The sequence below is a fragment of the Pseudacidobacterium ailaaui genome (assembly GCF_000688455.1).
Lineage (GTDB): Bacteria > Acidobacteriota > Terriglobia > Terriglobales > Acidobacteriaceae > Pseudacidobacterium > Pseudacidobacterium ailaaui.
This window is the reverse complement of sequence record NZ_JIAL01000001.1, coordinates 2,999,506-3,018,229: the sequence shown is the minus strand read 5'-3', so window position 1 is coordinate 3,018,229 and position 18,724 is coordinate 2,999,506. Positions and strand designations below refer to the sequence as shown.

Below are 18,724 nucleotides of genomic sequence, written 5' to 3'. Positions count from 1 at the left end.
TTCTACTTTGATTTTCGTTTCTTCTTCGCCTCAGCTTAGGATAAAAACATGCAGTCGCCATAAGAAAAGAAGCGATAACCCGACTGCACAGCATGGCGGTAGGCCTTGAGCACCTTCTCTGTTCCTCCGAAGGCGCAGACCAGCATGAGCAATGTGGACTTGGGCAGATGAAAGTTGGTCAACAAGGCATTCACCAAACGAAAAGAAAACCCCGGCGAAATAAAGATGTCCGTTGTTCCAGAGTGCGGCTCCAGAGGACCATTGCCGGACTTTAGGGCACAGTGCTCCAGCGTGCGAACGGTCGTTGTACCGGCTGCAACGATGCGCCTGCCCTCGCGCTTCGCGTTGTTCATTGCGGATGCCGCCTCGGACGAGAGCGTGTAGCGCTCGGTGTGTAAATGGATGTCCTCTACTTTTTCCACGCGCACCGGCTGGAAGGTCCCCAGCCCCACATGCAGTGTAATGGAGACAATTTCAACTCCTTGCCCGCGGATTTGTTCCAGAATTTCCTGCGTAAAATGCAATCCTGCCGTCGGAGCAGCCACCGATCCGCGCTGCTGCGCGTATACTGTCTGATACCGCTCGCGGTCCTCCATTTCATCCTCCCGATGAATGTAAGGCGGCAACGGAATATGTCCCAGATGTTCCAGAGCGCCATAAAAATCGACGACCGGTTCAAAACGCAGAACGCGCTCTCCAAATTCGCCATGCTCGATGACCTCTGCGCGCAGGACATTTTCGCCGAAGGTTAAAATCTCCCCTTTGAGCACCTTACGTCCGGGACGCGCAAGCACGCGCCACTCCCATTCGCTGATCTGCTCGGTCAGAAAGACTTCGACACGCCCCGTCACCCTGTGCTGGGGCTGTGTATGCAGCCCAGACCGGTGTCCGAACAGACGCGCCGGAATCACACGGCTATTGTTCAGCACCAGCACATCACCTTCCCGCAGCAGGGAAGGCAAATCGCGAAAGACGCGGTCCTCAAACGCACCCGTGGTCCGGTCAAACGCAAGCATCCGCGCTCCGGCCCGGTCAGCCAGCGGTCTTTGCGCAATGCGGTCTTCAGGAAGATGGAAATCAAAATCGGCTACCAGCACATTTTTGATTCTACTGGTCCTGCCGGCCGTCCTTTGTGCCCTCCCCGCACACAGAAGCACGGCCTCAAGGGATAAGGTAGACTGCATCTTTAAAGGCTGGAAATGCACTGGAAACTTGTACTTGCGATTGGTTCCTGCGCTCTGCTCGGGCTGAGGCACGGTTTTGATTACGACCACCTGGCCGCGATTTCAGACATTACCGCCGTCCAGCGCACACGCCTGGAAGGAATCAGGCTTGGCGTTCTCTACGCGCTTGGGCATGCTTTCACCGTGCTGACCCTGGGCGCGCTCGTCATCCTGCTGCATCTGTCACTGCCCGCCCGGATGGACTCCTGGGCCGAGCGTGTGGTCGGCGTTACCCTGATCCTCCTGGGCCTCCTTGTGATGGTCAATTTGGTCCGTTTACGGCATGACCACTCTCATTCCCACCGCGCACTGGAGAGCCGCTGGGAGCTCCTGATGAATGCCCTGTTTCAGGCCAAGTGGCGTTTGTATCGCCTGCTGCAAAAAGATGCGCAGCAACCCGCGGCCTTTCGCTGGAATTATTCGAGCAGCAGTGTTTTCTGCATCGGCATTCTGCATGGGCTGGGGGCCGAAACTCCGACACAATTGATGCTTTTTCTCCTCACCGCCAGCCTGGGAGGCACCATCCTGGGGCTTCTGGGACTGCTTGCTTTCGGTACCGGTCTGGTGGTCATGAACACATTGATGACGGCCGCCCTCAGTGGCGTCTTCGGCACAGGAAAGCTGCATCCAGGCTTTTATCGTGCCGTTGCCGCTGTCGGGGCCCTCTACAGCCTGGCCATTGGAGTGGTTTTTCTGTTCGGCGCCTCCGAGCGCCTGCCTTCCATCAGTGGCTGAACTTTTCTGCTGGAATTTGCATCCCAATTTCTTGAAAAATGTGTTACTTTTCCTCCGGCAAGTGAACTTCCTCAGGGGAGGATTCGGAATTGGGCAAAAGCATGGTCCCCCAGCGGCTCTTTTTCACCAAGGGAGTAGGAAAGCACAAAGAGCGGCTAACGTCCTTTGAACTGGCTTTGCGCGACGCCGGAATTGCCGCGCAGAACCTGGTGCGTGTTTCCTCAATCTTTCCTCCGCAAGCGAAGCTTATTCCCAGAAAAGAAGGGCTGAAATACCTGCACCCGGGCGAGGTCGTCTTTGCCGTGGTCGCAGAGAATTCCACGCGCGAACCTCATCGCCTTCTCGCTTCCAGCATCGGCGTGGCCATTCCATCGGACCGCAACACCTACGGCTACCTGAGCGAGCACCACAGCTTTGGGGAAACCGAAGAACAGGCCGGAGAATATGCCGAAGAACTGGCTGCCGAGATGCTGGCCACCACTTTGAATCTGGAATTTGATCCGGACAAAAGCTGGGACGAGAAAAAGGAGATTTACCGGATCTCCAACAAAATCGTCCGCACCACAAATGTTACTCAGTCAGCGATTGGCGACAAGCGCGGTCTGTGGACCACCACGATAGCTGCGGCAATCATGATCTTCGAATAAAATAAAAGGAGGATGAAGGCGCAGGTGCTCGTGCCTGCGCCTTTTCTCTGTCCTGCAACAAAGCTGCTGTATAGATTTTTTTAGAGACAAAAAATGCCATCTACCTTAAATTACAAAATCGGCCTCGTGCAGATGTCCTGCTCGCCAGACCCGGATGAAAACCTGGAGAAGGCGGTGGAGCGTGTCCGCGAAGCCGCGCGCATGGGCGCAAATATCATCTGCCTGCCAGAACTGTTTCGGGCGCAATACTTCTGCCAGCGCGAAGACCATGCTCTCTTTGATATTGCGGAGTCTGTTCCCGGCCCGAGCACAGAACGCCTGAGCGCCGTGGCCCGGGAGGAAAAGGTCATCGTGGTCGCCTCGATCTTTGAACGCCGCGCTCCCGGACTGTATCACAATACCGCCGTCCTTCTGCTACAGGATGGCAGCATCGGCGGACTTTACCGCAAGATGCATATTCCCGATGACCCGCTCTATTACGAGAAGTTTTACTTTACTCCAGGCGACCTCGGGTTTAAGGCATTTGATACCTCTGTCGGTAAAATTGGCACGCTCGTCTGTTGGGACCAGTGGTACCCCGAAGGCGCGCGCATCACGGCGCTGCAGGGAGCGAATGTGCTTTTTTATCCGACCGCCATCGGTTGGCATCCTTCCGAAAAAGAGCAATATGGCACCGCTCAGTATGAAGCATGGCAGACCATCCAGCGTGCGCACGCCATTGCAAATGGCGTCTATGTGGGCGCGGTCAACCGCGTCGGGCACGAACAGGGCGATGTGCGCGGAAACCGGGTTGACGGTCCCGGCCTTGAATTCTGGGGCGGATCGTTTATTGCCGACCCCTTCGGCCGCATCCTCGCTAAGGCATCTCACGACAAGGAAGAAATCCTGATTGGTGAAATTGATGTCCGCGCACTTGAAGATGTGCGTCGCAACTGGCCCTTCCTGCGCGATCGACGCATCGATGCCTATGCACCGATTGTCCACCGCTTTCTGGATGGATCGGGTGTGGAAAAGTAAATTCTGAAGCACGGAATCGGATCAAAATGACCTTGTCAGGGACTCCCCGCGAAAATGGATACCGTATGCCTGCTGAGTGGGCGCGACACACCGCTACATGGATCGCCTGGCCGCATAACCCAAATGACTGGCCAGGAAAATTCCAGGCGATTCCGTGGGTCTATGCTGATATTGTCCGCCATCTTTCGCGCGTCGAAGAGGTCCATATTCTCGTGGACCATGCAGCCGCGGAAAAACGCGCCCATCGCATCCTGCAGCGCGCAGGTGCCAACCTTGCCCGCATCTGGTTCCATCGCTGGCCCACCAACCGCGTCTGGACACGTGACTCCGGCCCCATCTTCATCAAAAACAGCCAGGGCCATTCCGCCATCACAAACTGGAAATTCAATGCCTGGGCAAAGTATGACGACTGGCAACTCGACGACGAGTTCCCCGGCCGCGTGGCCGAAGAACTCCGTCTCCCGCAATGGACCCCGAAAATTGGCGACCACCGCGTGGTGCTTGAGGGCGGCTCCATTGACGTGAATGGAGCAGGCACGCTCATCACCACAGAAGAGTGCCTTCTGAGTGAAGTCCAGCAGCGCAATCCCGGCATCGGCCGCGAACAGTTAGAGCAGGCCTTTCACGACTATCTGGGCGTGGACCAGGTCCTCTGGTTAGGCCGTGGCATTGCAGGAGACGACACCCACGGCCATGTGGATGATATCACCCGCTTTGTCAATGAGAACACCATCGTCACCGTCATCGAAACAAACCGCGATGACGAAAACCATCTGCCGCTCGCAGAAAATCTTGACCGCCTGAAATCGGCCCGCAATCTGGATGGCAAGCCTTTTCAAATCGTCGAGCTTCCCATGCCAGCGCCGGTTGTTTTTGACGGCCAGCGGCTGCCTGCCAGCTACGGCAACTTTTACATTGCCAATGACCTCGTGCTGGTCCCCACATTCAATGATCCTAACGACCGCAAGGCCCTGAGCATCCTCGCCGGACTCTTCCCAGACCGCGAGGTCGTTGGAATTCACTGCGGTGACTTTATCTGGGGCCTGGGGGCTCTGCACTGCATGACCCAGCAGCAGCCTGCCTGAAGTAATTCAGGCAGGCTATTTTGCATTCGCCGCGGCCTGTGCGGCATGAAGGTGCTGCAGCGCATTCACTGTGGTTGTGTGTTTCTGCCGTGCCTGGATTCCTTCAGCCGCTGCGCGCGCCGCGGCAATTGTGGTAATGGTGGGAATGCGTTGCATGACCGCTGCTCTCCGGATGGCTTTTTCATCAAAGAAGGGGTCCTGGCCATGCGGCGTGTTCACGATCAGCTGGATGCGCTCGCCTTTGATCAGGTCCACGACGTTCGGACGGCCCTCCTTGACCTTGTAGACACGCTCCACCACCATTCCGGCCTGTTCCAGAACATGGGCCGTACCCTCGGTCGCCACCAGATGGAAACCTAGTTCCACATACTGCCGCGCGACATCCACCACATGCTGCTTGTCGCGGTCATTCACACTGAAGAAGACCGTTCCCTTCAATGGCAGATGTTGTCCGGCAGAGAGCTGGGCCTTGGCAAAGGCCTCGCCAAAGTTGTCTGCCACGCCCATCACTTCGCCCGTAGACTTCATTTCCGGCCCCAGCACCGTGTCCACACCCGGAAACTTGTTCCACGGGAAGACCGGTGATTTCACAAAGTAATGGGTCCCGGTTTCCAGGTCCTTGCGTGAGGAGACATACTCCGGCAGCAGGTCACGCAGCTTGCGTCCCGTCATCAGACGCGAGGCGATCTTGGCCAGCGGAACGCCGGTCGCCTTGGACACATAGGGCACCGTACGGGAGGCGCGTGGGTTCACTTCAATTACGTAGACTTTGTCCGGCTCTCCATTCCTCCGCTGGATGGCAAACTGTAAGTTCACCAGACCCACAACGTTCAGGGCGAGTGCCAGTTTGCGCGTATAGGTGCGGATCGTCTCCAGTACCTCCGGTGCAAGGTCTACGGCCGGAAGCACGCAGGATGAATCGCCCGAATGGATGCCCGCTTCTTCAATGTGCTGCATGATGCCGGCGATCACCACATCGGTTCCATCGCACAGCGCGTCTACGTCCACCTCGACCGCATCTTCTAAGAAGTGGTCGATCAGGACAGGCCGCTCCTGTGAATACTCCACTGCCTCCTTCATGTAGCGCGCCACCGCGTCGTCGTCATATGCAATTGTCATGGCGCGTCCGCCCAGCACATAGGAAGGCCGCACCAGCACCGGATATCCAATCCGCTTGGCACCTTCCAGCGCCTCTTCCACACTGGTCGCCATTGCGCCCGGAGGCTGAGGAATCTGAAGTTCTTCCAGAAGTTTTCCGAAGCGCTTACGGTCTTCCGCCAGATCGATGGATTCGGGTGAAGTCCCCAGAATCGGTACGCCTGCCTCCTTCAGACGCAGGGCTAGATTCAGCGGCGTCTGTCCACCAAACTGCACAATCATGCCAATCTCAGCCCCGCTCTGCGCTTCGTGTTCATAGACGGCAAGCACATCTTCCAGTGTCAGCGGTTCAAAGTAGAGGCGGTCGCTTGTGTCATAGTCGGTGGAAACCGTCTCCGGATTGCAATTCACCATGATGGTCTCATAACCATCTTCTTTCAGTGCGAATGCGGCATGGCAGCAACAGTAATCGAATTCAATTCCCTGCCCGATGCGGTTCGGCCCTGCTCCCAGAATGATCACCTTGGGCCTGTTGGTCGGCGTCGCCTCATCTTCTTCGTCATAACAGGAGTAGAGGTAAGGCGTCATACTCTCAAACTCGGCTGCGCAGGTGTCGACCAGCTTGTAGACAGGCTTGATTCCATGGCGATGACGCAGTTGCCGCACCTGCCTGACGCCATCACTCCCAGAAAGCCCCCAAACCTCTGCAATCCGCTCATCGGAAACCCCCATTCGCTTGGCCTTCCGCAGCATCTCCTCAGAAACCGTGTCCGGACTGCTTTCGGCCAGGGAAGCAATCATGTCCGTCACTTCCTTGATGTGATAGAGGAACCATGGATCGATGGAAGTCATCCGGGCCACCTCGCGGACACTCAGTCCGCGCCGGAAGGCAAAACGCACATAATCAATGCGGCCCGGCTTTGGCGTCACCAACATCTGCGTCAGCCTGCGTGGATCGAGGACCTCAGCTCCAACCTTCTTTCCGGTATCGAGCGAGCGCAGGGCCTTCATCAGAGATTCCTTGAAGGTACGGCCGATCGCCATCACTTCTCCCACAGATTTCATCTGAGGGCCGAGGTTTTCGTCTGCTCCGGGAAACTTCTCGAACTGCCATTTTGGAATCTTCGTAACAACATAATCAATCGTCGGCTCGAAGCATGCCGGAGTCATTTTCGTGATGTCGTTGGGAATCTCATCAAGCGTATAGCCGACCGCAAGCTTGGCCGCGATCTTGGCAATCGGAAATCCCGTGGCCTTCGACGCCAGTGCTGAGGAGCGCGAAACGCGCGGGTTCATCTCAATCACTGTCATACGCCCCGTCAGCGGATTCACCGCAAACTGCACGTTCGATCCGCCTGTCTCCACGCCGATCTCGCGCATCACTGCAATCGCAGCGGTCCGCATGTTCTGGTATTCTCGGTCCGTCAGCGTCTGTGCGGGAGCAATCGTAATAGAGTCTCCCGTATGGACCCCCATCGGATCCATGTTTTCAATCGAGCAGACAATGATGACGTTGTCTGCCAGGTCGCGCATCACCTCAAGCTCGTACTCTTTCCATCCCAGCACCGATTCTTCAATCAGGCACTCGTGCACCGGAGAAAGGTCTAGACCGCGGGCAAGGATTTCCATCAGCTCTTCACGGTTGTAGGCGATACCGCCGCCGGAGCCACCCAGTGTGAACGACGGCCGGATGATGGCCGGAAAGCCAATTTTGGTTACAAAATCCAGTCCGTCGCGAATATTGTTCACCAATGCCGACTTCGGCACATCAAGACCGATGCGGGTCATCGCATCCTTGAAGAGCAGCCGGTCTTCGGCCTTTTTGATGGCCTCCAGCTTCGCGCCAATCAGTTCGACATTGTATTTGTCCAGAACGCCGGAGTCGGCCAGTTCCACTGCAAGGTTCAGCGCCGTCTGTCCGCCCACCGTGGGTAGAAGCGCAAATTTTCCCTCGCGTCCCTCATCTTTGAGCATCTGCGACTCGATGCGGATGATCTCTTCCACATATTCGCGCGTCAGCGGCTCAACATAGGTGCGGTCCGCAAGTTCTGGATCGGTCATGATCGTGGCCGGGTTGGAGTTCACCAGCACCACCTCATAACCTTCCTGCTTCAGGGCCTTACACGCCTGTGTGCCCGAATAATCAAACTCAGCCGACTGGCCAATCACAATCGGCCCTGAGCCGATCACGAGAATCTTAGTGATGTCATTCCTGCGTGGCATCGATCTATTCCCTTAATCTTGTCAATCTGTGTCATAAAAATGGCGGGACCCAATGGCCCGCCGTTTATTTCTTAAAATCTTCCATCATCTTTCGGAAGTCCCGAAAAAGATAGTGCGAATCGTGCGGACCAGGGCTGGCCTCGGGATGATACTGCACACTGAACAGCGGAAGCGACTTATGCCGCAGGCCTTCGAGCGTATTGTCATTCAGATCAATGTGCGTCAGGTCTACTTCATTCGCATTGATCGAATCCGGATCTACTGCAAAGTTATGGTTGTGCGCGGTAATTTCCACTTTGCCGGTCTGCATCTGTTTCACCGGATGATTTCCGCCATGATGCCCAAATTTCAGCTTATAGGTCTTTCCGCCCAGCGCCAGGCCGATGAGCTGATGTCCCAGGCAAATGCCGAAGACCGGTTTTCGCCCCATTAATTTGCGTATGTTCTGCTGCGCATATTCCACCGGTTCCGGATCACCGGGACCGTTGGAGAGAAAGATGCCGTCCGGATTCAGACCCAGCACATCCTCGGCCGAAGTCTGGGCCGGGACCACCGTCACTCGGCAGCCTTCATTGGCCAGCATCCGCAAAATATTTTTCTTGATGCCAAAGTCGTATGCCACTACGTGCAGATCTGGCTTCGGCAGCGTGGGCCCTTCGCCCTGCCTGAGCGGGTCCGGCCCGTCGTGCTCCCATTCATATCGGGACTTCGTGCTGACAATACTGGCCAGGTCCGTTCCCTCCATCTTTTTGATCGAGCGCGCCTTCTCGACCAGTACATCGGGGTCCGTCTCAATGGAGGAGATCACGCCGCGCATCACGCCATGCGTACGCAGATGCCGCACCAGGGCGCGGGTATCGATGTCGGAAATCACCGGAACGTTGAACCGCTCCAGATATTCATCGGCAACAATCTGCGATCTCCAGTTGGAGCTGATGGGAGAAAATTCGCGCGTTACCAGCCCCTCAATAAAAGGCCGGTTCGCTTCATTGTCATCGGAATTGGTGCCGTAATTGCCGATCTGAGGGTTGGTTAGAACGACAATCTGTCCGGCATAGGAGGGATCTGTGAAAATTTCCTGGTAACCGGTTAAAGAAGTATTAAAAACGACTTCGCCGTAGCACTCACCTTTGGCGCCGTAGCCCTGGCCGCGGAAGATGCGCCCGTCTTCGAGCGCAAGTATCGCCTGCATCGCTTCTCCATGGAGTGGATTCAATCGATTTTAGCAGGTTTTAGAGGAAAATTTCAGCAAGCCGCAGTACTTTAGGATGGACCCGCCTCGGAAAGATAGGCCGCAGCCCCTGTCATGGCCCCTGTCCCCCATCTCCGGCGCGAAATTGGGTAAAAAACCGCCCCGGTCAGCGCGATCAGAAGCCCAAACAACAGGGCCGGCATATGCGCCATGCGCTCTTCCCGCGCCGCATAGAGAACGTAGCCAATCAGCAGCAGTGGAGGAACGCCCAGACTGCAGGCCAGAAACGTATTTCCTACGCGGAAAGGGCGCCGCAGATCCGGCTCTTTGAAGCGCAGCACGGCAAGCGCCAGAAACTCCAGGATGAGGCTGCTGCCATACAGCATCAGATCAAGCGAAATCAGCTCTTCAAAACGGAACCCGAGAGCAGCGGCCCACGCTACTCCGCACACCAACACGGCGGCCCAGGGCACGCCACGGCGATTTTTCACTGCAAGCCATGAGGGCAACATCCCCTCCTGCGCCAGCACCATGGGCAGGCGCGTGTAAGAAAGCACCAGCGCGTTGAACATGCCCAGTCCGTTGATAGTCCCGCATAAGACCACAGCGCCGGCCAGCATCGGCCCTCCCAAAGAGCGTGCCGCATCTGTCCAGGAGCCGGTCGAGAACTGCTCCACGGGAACCCCGGCCCAGGCCACGGCCAGCACAGGAAGAACATAGGAGACGGCCACCAGTGTGGCGCTCCATAACATCGCCCTCGGATAGTTGCGGCGCGGATCTTGCACCTCTCCAGCCACCGTGGAGGCGTTGTCCCATCCCATGTAGTTCCACAAAGCAACAATAATGGCCGTGCTGATGTTGCCTCCGCTGTAAAGCGTACTTCCGCGGCTTCCGTGCAGGCCATGAAGAAATCCAAGGACCACAAGCACGGCAAAAGGCGTCAGCAGCGCGGCAAAAAGGACCACAGAGCCTTCCCCCACGGCTGGAGCACCATAGAGGTTCCAGACGCAACATGCCGCAACCAGTGCCAGCTCCCATATCATGCCGCGCCCGCCTGCCGTCCAGGCTGGAAATAACTTTCCCAGATAAAGCACAAAAATCGTTGGATAGATGGCCATGTCAAAGATGCTGGCCGTCAGGGAGAGCCAGGCCTCCTGGTATCCCCAGAATGGGCCAAGTGCACGCCGCACCCAGACATAAAAGCCGCCTTCGGCAGGAATGGCGCTGGTCAGTTCTCCCAGCATGAGGGTCGTGGGAAAGCTCCACAGAAAGGGAAACAGAATGAGGATGAGCAGCGCCTTGCCGTAACCAGCGCCGCCCAGGATGTCCTCAATTCCATAAGGCCCGCCAGAAACCATGAAGTAGGTCGCCGCAATTAAAGGCAGCAGACCCAGACGCCCGTGTCGGGAGTTACGCCTCGCCAATGTGTGGGTGGTGCTTACGGTCCCTGCCCCTCCAAATGATTCCTACAATACCGTGAAATGCAGTCTGTTTCTACACCCGCTCCCACGGCAACGGGACCTTTACCGAGGCCATTCCTGCGGCCTGCGCCGCCTGGATCCCCATCTCAGTGTCCTCAAAGACAAGACACTGCTCCGGAGGCACTCCCAGTCTCTCGGCCGCCAGCAGAAAACCCTCCGGGTGCGGCTTGCTTTGTTTGTAGTCTCCTGCGCAGACCAGGGTGTCAAACTTCTCCAGCAGGTTCAGCGCCGAGAGTGAGGCGATCACTGAGTGCCGCGTGCTTCCCGATACCACTGCAAAGGGCACCTTTCCATAGGCCTCGTCAATGTGCTCCAGCACCTCAGGTACCGCTTTCAATTGCGGCAGCAATTCGTAGTACATGCCTTCCTTGCGGCGAGCAATCTCTTCTACCGGCATCTCCAGGCCATGACGTTGGTTGAGAAGAGCAATAATTTCACGCACCGGCATCCCGCCCAGGGAATAAAACAGCTCTTCGTCAAACTCACAGCCCCACTCTCCCAGAATCGTCCTCCAAGCCACATAGTGCAGAGGCATGGAATCAGCAATGGTCCCGTCACAGTCAAAAAGATAGGCCTGGAATGTGCCCTCCGGCAGTTTCAGTTTCATAGATAATTGATTTCCCTCACTACTTTCATTTTACGAGCAGCATCGCCCTGTTGCCCCAGGCCTGCATTCCCTTACAGGCCCCCTTCGCCACATAAAATAACGTCTTGAAATGCAAAACCTGCACATGCATACGCTTCTCTGCATTATGCTGGCCTTGCTCCAATTTTCATCTGAGAAAGGAACCGAATGCCAAAGAAAACGCTCGCATGTGCTGTCCTGGCCTTGACCGGCCTGTCGGCCTTCGCCCAGACCTCTGCAACCTGGACCGGGACCTGGGCCGCCTCGCCGCTTCCTCATGCCGTAAATCCGGTACAGGTGTCCCCGTCAAACTCCACCTATCGGAACATTGTTCATATCAGTATTGGAGGAAATGCGGTTCGCGTTCAGCTGAGCAATGAATTTGGCACCGATCCGCTAGTCATTGGCGCAGCCCATGTGGCCATCAGCGCAGGTGGAGGGTCTTCCCGGCCCGGTTCCGATCGCGCGCTCACCTTTCAGGGGAAACCTTCAGCAACCATTCCCGCAGGGGCCTTTATTGTGAGCGACCCTGTCCCCATGCAGGTCCCGCCATTGTCTGACCTGATCGTCAGCGTTTACCTGCCGGAACAGTACATTCACACCATGACTTGCCACTCCTTCGCCGACCAAACCAACTATATTTTGAAGGGCGATGCCACTGCCGCCTCAAATCCGGACAACTCCAGCCCCCTCTATTCGTGGTGTTTTGTGAAAGGCGTAGACGTCAGCACCAGCGCACAAGACCATGCCGCATCCATCGTCACCTTTGGCGACTCCATTACGGACGGAGCACTTTCCACGCGCGATGCCAACCACCGCTGGCCCGATGTTCTTGCCGCCCGCCTTCAGGCCGACAAGCGCACTGCCCATCTTGGTGTACTTAACGAAGGCATCGGTGGAAACCGCGTCCTGCACGATGGTTACGGACCCAGCGCCCTTGCGCGTTTTGACCGGGACGTCATCGCACAAAGCGGAGTGAAATACCTCATCATCCTGGAAGGCATTAACGACATCGGCCACCTGAAGCGTCCGGAAAATGCTGCGGACAAGCCCATTACCGCCGATGATCTGATTTTTGGTCTCTCACAGCTTGTCACTCGCGCCCATCAGCACGGAATCAAGGTCTTTGGTGCCACACTGACACCCTACATGGGTGCGGGGTATTCCACTCCCGAAGGGGAACAAATCCGTCAGACCTATAACCACTGGATCAGGACCAGCGGAGTCTTTGACGGCGTCATAGACTTTGATAAGGTCACCCAGGACCCCGCCCATCCTGACACATTCTTGCCCGAATACGATTCCGGCGACCATCTACATCCCAAAGATGCCGGATATCAAGCCATGGGCGATGCCATCGACCTGTCTCTCTTTCGTTAAAATGGGGCCGTGTTCCGAAGTTCAAAACAAATTTCGGAACACGCTCTCCCACCTGCAGCGTAAAATCAGCGCAAGTGATCAATTACCAAAGTTTGTCCCGCTTGTAGCTTGATCGGAAAACTGCCTATGTCCTTTGGTTTCGCTGTCTGGATACTTGTATGTCTCGCTCTTCTGCTACTTCTCGCCAGGACCACTCTTGCCATTCTCAAATGGAAAAAGCGGTCTTCGATGCAGCAGTCGGACGAGGAACTGCTCCAGCAGCAGCGCCGTCTGGTAGAAAACTTCAGCCAGCAGAGGATCCCGCGGCAGAATGAGGCCTTGTACGAAGAGATTCGTGAGCGGATGCGGGTAGAAGAGAAACTGCGCCACCTTGCCTATCACGACCCCCTTACTGGCCTGAGCAACCGCGCATACTTGCTGAATGTGCTGGGGGATGAGCTGAATTCCGCAAGAGGCGCAGCAAAAACACGAGGATTTCTGCTCTACATGGATCTGGACCGCTTCCAGACCGTGAATGGCCTCTGGGGACACCACATCGGCGACCTTTTACTCAAGGAAGTCGCCCATCGCCTTCGGGTCAGTACACGGAGTGAAGACATTCTCATCCGCCTGGGAGGCGATGAGTTTGCCATTCTTATCACAAGGATTTACGACCGCGAGCAGGCAGCGCGTATGGCAGAACGCCTCCTGGGCGTCATTGAAGAACCAGTTGACCTGGAGGGCATCTCCTTTTCCGTAACAGCCAGCATTGGCCTGTGCGTTCTTGATGCCGACCGCACAAGTGCTGAAGAGGTGCTGCGCGGAGCCGATGTTGCACTCCAACACGCAAAAAAGGCGGGGGGAAACACCTACAGCTTTTATGATGCCGCCGAAGGCGATGCAATCTTTCTCCGACTGCAAACCACACTGCAACTGAAGCAGGCCTTGGAGCGCAAAGAGTTCGAACTGCACTATCAGCCCATTGTGGATTTGCGCGACCTTTCCATTTATGGCGTTGAATCTCTGGTCCGCTGGCGACATCCCATTCGCGGCATGATCTCTCCGGGTGAGTTTGTCCGCCTGGCCGAGGAGACCGGCTATATCGTTCCTCTGGGCTCCTGGGTCCTTGAGCAGACATGTGCCGACATGCAGACCATCCGGCAGACACTGAAAACAGACCTGCTGGCCAGCATCAATGTTTCCAGCCAGCAGCTGGAAAAGGCGGGGTTTCTCACCGGGCTTTCCGATGCACTGGCAAAGTATCAGGTCCCACCCCAATCCGTACAACTTGAAGTAACAGAGAGCATCACGCTGAAAGATGCAGGACAGACCGGCGCGCTCTTTCAGCAGATCCAGGCCATGGGAGTCAGCATCGCCTTCGACGATTTTGGGACCGGCTACTCTTCCCTGCTCTATCTTCAGAAATATCCCATCGACGCCATCAAAATTGATCAGAGCTTCGTCCGGAACATGCAAAAGGACGCCGTGAGCTCAGGGATCGTCCAGTTTCTGGTTGAGCTTTCGCGCAGTACCGGAATGCGGATCTCAGCTGAAGGGGTTGAAGAACCCGCCCAGGCCCAGGCCCTGATGGAGTGTGGATGCTTCTATGCGCAGGGATACCTTTATAGTCGGCCCGTACCGCTCAAAGACCTTCTCGAACTTCTCCGGCATGGCCTGAAAGCAGGCTTCGCCAGCCGCCTGCGCTAAGGTGGCTGGCGCAAAGGGTGCTTACATTCGCTTGTCAAAGGATGGTGGACGGGAAATTGGCGTAGCAGACGTCAGCGTGTCCGGCTTTGCCTGCTCTTGCAGCCACACCTGATATTCCATGCGGCTGATTTTTTCCGCGATGGCCAGACTGATGAAGTGGTTCAGTGAAATTCCTTCGCGATGCGCAAGATCATTGGCTTGCCGCCGCATCGTTGCGGACAGGCGCAGGGGGAAACAATGGCGCTGCTTATATTCTTCCGGCATTGGAAACGCATCCTCTTGTAAGCATGTATCGTTGAAATACACCAGCACCTTTCCTTGCGAATCGGAACCGCTGGCAGAAATGTTACTTAAGTCATTATAATTATCAAAAAAAAGTTACCATTATCCACATAAAAATTTGTTACTTTTCTCAGATTTTTTTCTTCCCCTGAAAACTTGGCCTTGTCTTATGAAACGCATGAAGTCGCCGGAACAATCTGGCCCTGCCTGGCGCCAGCTTTCCCCCCTCGGAAGGCACAGGAAAGATATGGTTCCTTCTTCTGTTATGCTTCAGGAGAAAGCGAAGATTCTATGGCAAAGAGCGTCAACAAAGTCATCCTGCTCGGCAACGTAGGCAAGGACCCGGAGATCCGCGCCACCCCCAATGGCACAATTGTTGCCAGCTTTTCTCTGGCCACCACCGATCGCACCAAGGACCAGAGCGGAAATTGGACGGACAAAACCGAGTGGCACAATCTTGTCGCCTTTCAGCGCACGGCTGAAATTATTCGCGACTACGTGAAAAAGGGCTCAAAACTTTACGTGGAAGGCAAACTTCAGACCCGGTCTTGGGACGACAAGAATACCGGGGAGAAGAAATACCGCACTGAGATTGTCATCAATGATCTTTCTCTTTTGAGTGGACGCGGAGAAGGCGAAGGCGGCAGCTACTCGCGCTCCTCAGGCGCTGGCGCATTCAATCAGAGCACCCCAGGCCCGGACGACCTGAGTCAGGCGGCTGAAATCAGCGATGACGATATTCCATTCTGAGGTTTGTTCCCTTGGTAGAGTTACCTGCCGTACCCATCACTCTTGAAGGCTCCTGCGTCCTGCACCAGATGTTCCACATCGACTGGGCATCATGGAAAAAACTTGCTCCGGAAGCAAGGCAGGCCGCAGCCAAAGAGTTCTCAACCCTGCTGGCCGGCTGGGAGCATTCTGCCGCATACTCCCTTCTCGGACATAAGGGAGACCTGCTGCTACTCCATTTCCGCCCCTCTTTTGCCGATCTGGACCGTACACAGCATCAGTTGGCCCAGACGACTTTGCACGACTTCCTTAGGCCATCCAATTCCTATCTTTCGGTCGTCGAGCTGGGGCTTTACGAGTCTTCCGCCAAGACTTACGGTGCACTGGCCCAACAGGGCATCGAACCAGGAACTGCAGAATGGGACGCAGGGGTCCGTGAAGTCGTGGACCGCCAGTCCAGGGCCATGTCGCAGCGCCTGTATCCAGCCATACCCGACGCCCGCTATCTCTGCTTTTATCCCATGGACCGTAAGCGCGGCGAGCAGGTGAACTGGTACACAGAGCCAATGAACAGCCGCCAGCAGATGATGCACGAGCACGGCATGATCGGCCGCCGTTATGCCGACCAGGTACGCCAGATCATCACTGGATCCATCGGATTTGATGACTGGGAGTGGGGAGTGGATCTTTTCGCCGACGACCCTCTCGTCTTTAAAAAACTCATCTATGAAATGCGTTTTGACCGCGTCAGTGCCATATATGCTCTTTTTGGTCCCTTCTTTCTGGGCCAAAGGATTCCGGCCGCCAGCATAGAGGCGTGGCTTGCAGGCCAGTCAGTCTGAACTCCGCAGCCTACAGCCTCGGGGTCCGGGATGGGGTCTCCTTCCCGTATCTTTCCCGGACCTTGTTTCAGTCTGTTATTCAATACCCAGCCGGTGCTGCATCTCTTCAAGTGTGTGGCCTTTGGTCTCAGGATAGACAAACAGCACTACAAAAAACTGCAGCGCCATCATGGCCGCAAAAAAGACAAAGGGCGTTCCTGAGGAATGCTTCGCCAGAACCGGAAAGGTGAGCGAAATCAGCGCATTCATGATCCAGTGCGAGGAGCTGCCCAGGCTCTGCCCTTTGGAGCGCACCCGCGTTGGAAAGACCTCGCTGATGTAGACCCAGATGACCGCTCCCTGCGAAATGGCAAAGAAGAAGATATAAGCAACCAGCAGCCACACTAGATAATTCTGGTGCTGGTTCATAAAGAAAATGGAAGCGACTCCGGCAAGACAGATCGTCGTTCCCACCGATCCTACCAGCAGGAGTGTCTTGCGGCCGAGTTTATCAATTACGGTCATGGCCAGCAGTGTGGCGACGAGGTTCATCGCACCCACCAGCACCGCCTGCAGGTCTCCGGAAACAGCACTGAAGCCGCCGGCACGGAAAATATCATTCATGTAGTACAAAATGGCGTTGATTCCCGAAAGCTGGTTAAACATGCCAATGGAAATCGCGAGAAAGATCGGCAGTCTGTACTTGAACTGAAACAATGGCTCCGTCTTCTCGCTGCGTTCCAGATGGATGGAATCCACAATTTCGCGCAATTCTGCCTCTGAATCCGGTGACCCCATCAGCTGCAGCACCTGACGGGCCTCATCAATCCGGTTCTGAGTAACCAGCCAGCGAGAGCTGCGCGGTATGCCAAAAAGCATTATCAGAAAAAGCAGGGCCGGAGCGGCGGCGATGCCGAGCTGCCACCGCCACTGCAAGACTCCAAGGTCAAGCCGGGCAATAAGATAGTTGCTGGCATACGCGAGCAAAATCCCGATCACAATGTTGATCTGAAACAGACCTACCAGACGGCCCCGCCACTTTGCCGGGGCCAGTTCTGCAATATACACCGGCCCCAGGACCGAGGACCCGCCAATGCCCAGCCCGCCAATGAATCGAAAGGCCACTAAAGCTGCCCAGTTCCAGGCAAACGCACACCCAATGGCCGAAATCACATAAAGCACGGCCATGATGCGCAGCGTCTCCCGGCTGCCGATTTTCTGTCCCACCGCACCGGCGGACATGGCGCCGATTACAGTCCCAAACAGTGCGATGGAAACCGTCACCCCCAGTGCAAAAGGGGAAAGATGGAAGACTTCCGTTAGCTGATGGGTGGTACCCGCGATGACAGCAGTGTCAAATCCAAAGAGCAGCCCGCCCAATGCGCCAACGATGGTGCTTTTAAAGAGATAGAAATTGATTTTCATGCCCGCCGACTTGATCTTGCTTCCAGTCCGTCTTGCTTTGTTTTGCTCATCGTGTAGGGCAGGATGCAGGCCCCCAGCAGCCCGGAATCCGCGCCTAGTTCTGCAGCCATAATACGTGTGCCCTCGGAGGCCCCGCTGTCCAGCACCGAGCTTCCCGGCTCGGTTAAACGGTAGACGTAGCTCCGGCGACGCACCTCAGCCAACAGCGTAGGAGCGAAAAGCCTCCAGGCATTTGCTAGCCCTCCGCCCACGACATAAAGCGGGAGATTCAGGGTATTTACCAGATCCGCAATCCCAATGCCAAGGGCCCTTCCCACATCTTCAAAAATACGCTTTGCGTCGGCGTCCCCCTGCTCTGCCAAATCCGACAGGTCAAGAGTGGTGAACTCGGGATTTCGCCCAGCCAGCGCCGCAATCCCCGGCGCCCTTCCTGCAGCAGCCGCTTCCAGAGCAATCCGCCTGACGGCAGTGGCCGAGGCATATGCTTCCAGGCAGCCATAGCTGCCGCAGCCGCAGGCTGGCCCATCCGGATCAATGGTGAGATGTCCGGCCTCCCCGGCCATGCCATTGGCACCATGCCAGACCTTGCCTTCGAGAATGATGCCGTTGCCAATACCCGTCCCCAGCGTCAACATGCAAAGCGAGTCCAGTCCCAGGCTCCGCCCGCTGCCGAGCACGCACTCCGCCAGCGCGGCGACATTGGCGTCGCTTTCCACAATGACCGGCATTCCCAAACAAGCTTCAATTTCGTTGCGCAGGCCAAAACCGTCCCAGCCTGGAAGATTCGGGGGACTGTGCAGGCGGCCCGCCGGCAGCTCCAGCGGCCCCGGTGTACCAATCCCAATCCCGGTCAGACTGTACTCTCCGGACCACCTTTCCAGCAGCCCACGGATCCCGGTGCAGATGTCTTCCACCACTGCGTGGCGGCCCGCCGCTAACCGCGTCGGCAGAAGGATGGTCTCAAGAATACCGGATGCGCGGTTGTAGGCCGCAATGCGAAGGTTCGTGCCACCTAGGTCCACACCAATCGAAAAAGAACTCATATATCGTAAAAAGCCCTACTGAGACAGACGGC

Annotated in this window: 16 protein-coding genes; 8 read left to right on the top strand and 8 right to left on the bottom strand. The window is 56.2% G+C overall.

The genetic code is table 11. The features are described 5' to 3' along the window. Positions 1–35: 35 nt before the first annotated feature. Positions 36–1,097, bottom strand: coding sequence for a tRNA preQ1(34) S-adenosylmethionine ribosyltransferase-isomerase QueA (queA, locus tag N655_RS0113520; protein ID WP_026443411.1), 1,062 nt, complete (start codon positions 1,095–1,097; stop codon positions 36–38). Between the two features lie 102 nt (positions 1,098–1,199). On the opposite strand from queA, the gene N655_RS0113515 reads away from it, so the two are divergent. From N655_RS0113515 to N655_RS0113500, 4 genes are all read left to right on the top strand, one after another. After that, entirely contained in the window at positions 1,200–1,958 is a 759-nt protein-coding gene (locus tag N655_RS0113515) for a HoxN/HupN/NixA family nickel/cobalt transporter (protein ID WP_026443410.1), read from the top strand. Between the two features lie 89 nt (positions 1,959–2,047). Next, a complete protein-coding gene (locus tag N655_RS0113510) occupies positions 2,048–2,605 on the top strand; it encodes a pyruvoyl-dependent arginine decarboxylase (protein WP_238324743.1) in 558 nt (185 codons plus the stop codon). Positions 2,606–2,698: 93 nt separating this feature from the next. Then, positions 2,699–3,622 carry a carbon-nitrogen hydrolase gene (locus tag N655_RS0113505; protein ID WP_026443408.1) on the top strand — a complete coding sequence of 308 codons (924 nt, stop codon included), beginning with the start codon at positions 2,699–2,701 and terminating at the stop codon, positions 3,620–3,622. 26 nt (positions 3,623–3,648) lie between these two features. Next, the gene (locus tag N655_RS0113500) at positions 3,649–4,707 is read left to right on the top strand and encodes an agmatine deiminase family protein (RefSeq protein ID WP_044934706.1); all 1,059 of its coding nucleotides are present in this window, start codon (positions 3,649–3,651) and stop codon (positions 4,705–4,707) included. Between the two features lie 15 nt (positions 4,708–4,722). Here the strand turns inward: N655_RS0113500 and carB are convergent, their stop codons facing one another. From carB to N655_RS0113480, 4 genes are all read right to left on the bottom strand, one after another. Continuing rightward, positions 4,723–8,028: a carbamoyl-phosphate synthase large subunit gene (gene carB, locus N655_RS0113495; RefSeq protein ID WP_026443406.1), complete on the bottom strand. Its 3,306-nt coding sequence runs from the start codon at positions 8,026–8,028 to the stop codon at positions 4,723–4,725. A gap of 64 nt (positions 8,029–8,092) precedes the next feature. Next, complete coding sequence (gene carA / locus N655_RS0113490) at positions 8,093–9,220, bottom strand: glutamine-hydrolyzing carbamoyl-phosphate synthase small subunit (protein ID WP_026443405.1); 1,128 nt, start codon at positions 9,218–9,220, stop codon at positions 8,093–8,095. Positions 9,221–9,291: 71 nt separating this feature from the next. Then, positions 9,292–10,644, bottom strand: coding sequence for an APC family permease (locus N655_RS19040; protein WP_238324741.1), 1,353 nt, complete (start codon positions 10,642–10,644; stop codon positions 9,292–9,294). 70 nt (positions 10,645–10,714) lie between these two features. Then, the gene (locus N655_RS0113480; RefSeq protein ID WP_026443404.1) at positions 10,715–11,308 is read right to left on the bottom strand and encodes an HAD family hydrolase; all 594 of its coding nucleotides are present in this window, start codon (positions 11,306–11,308) and stop codon (positions 10,715–10,717) included. Between the two features lie 186 nt (positions 11,309–11,494). On the opposite strand from N655_RS0113480, the gene N655_RS0113470 reads away from it, so the two are divergent. Together N655_RS0113470 and N655_RS19035 are read left to right on the top strand one after the other, a co-directional pair. Further along, the gene (locus tag N655_RS0113470) at positions 11,495–12,706 is read left to right on the top strand and encodes an SGNH/GDSL hydrolase family protein (protein WP_026443403.1); all 1,212 of its coding nucleotides are present in this window, start codon (positions 11,495–11,497) and stop codon (positions 12,704–12,706) included. Between the two features lie 126 nt (positions 12,707–12,832). Next, complete coding sequence (locus N655_RS19035) at positions 12,833–14,392, top strand: putative bifunctional diguanylate cyclase/phosphodiesterase (protein ID WP_049961438.1); 1,560 nt, start codon at positions 12,833–12,835, stop codon at positions 14,390–14,392. Positions 14,393–14,413: 21 nt separating this feature from the next. Here N655_RS19035 and N655_RS19030 read toward each other — a convergent pair whose 3' ends face one another. Further along, positions 14,414–14,704: a hypothetical protein gene (locus N655_RS19030; protein ID WP_044934704.1), complete on the bottom strand. Its 291-nt coding sequence runs from the start codon at positions 14,702–14,704 to the stop codon at positions 14,414–14,416. A 261-nt stretch (positions 14,705–14,965) separates the two neighbouring features. Here N655_RS19030 and N655_RS0113455 point away from each other — a divergent pair, with 261 nt between their 5' ends. Beyond that, the gene (locus tag N655_RS0113455; protein ID WP_026443402.1) at positions 14,966–15,424 is read left to right on the top strand and encodes a single-stranded DNA-binding protein; all 459 of its coding nucleotides are present in this window, start codon (positions 14,966–14,968) and stop codon (positions 15,422–15,424) included. A gap of 11 nt (positions 15,425–15,435) precedes the next feature. After that, a complete protein-coding gene (gene hemQ / locus N655_RS0113450; RefSeq protein ID WP_026443401.1) occupies positions 15,436–16,245 on the top strand; it encodes a hydrogen peroxide-dependent heme synthase in 810 nt (269 codons plus the stop codon). A gap of 75 nt (positions 16,246–16,320) precedes the next feature. On the opposite strand, the gene N655_RS0113445 is transcribed toward hemQ, so the two are convergent. Together N655_RS0113445 and N655_RS19025 are read right to left on the bottom strand one after the other, a co-directional pair. Further along, a complete protein-coding gene (locus N655_RS0113445; protein ID WP_026443400.1) occupies positions 16,321–17,649 on the bottom strand; it encodes a sugar porter family MFS transporter in 1,329 nt (442 codons plus the stop codon). Further along, complete coding sequence (locus N655_RS19025) at positions 17,646–18,692, bottom strand: ROK family protein (protein ID WP_044934701.1); 1,047 nt, start codon at positions 18,690–18,692, stop codon at positions 17,646–17,648. Before N655_RS19025 ends, N655_RS0113445 begins: the two co-directional genes overlap by 4 nt. Positions 18,693–18,724: the final 32 nt, after the last annotated feature.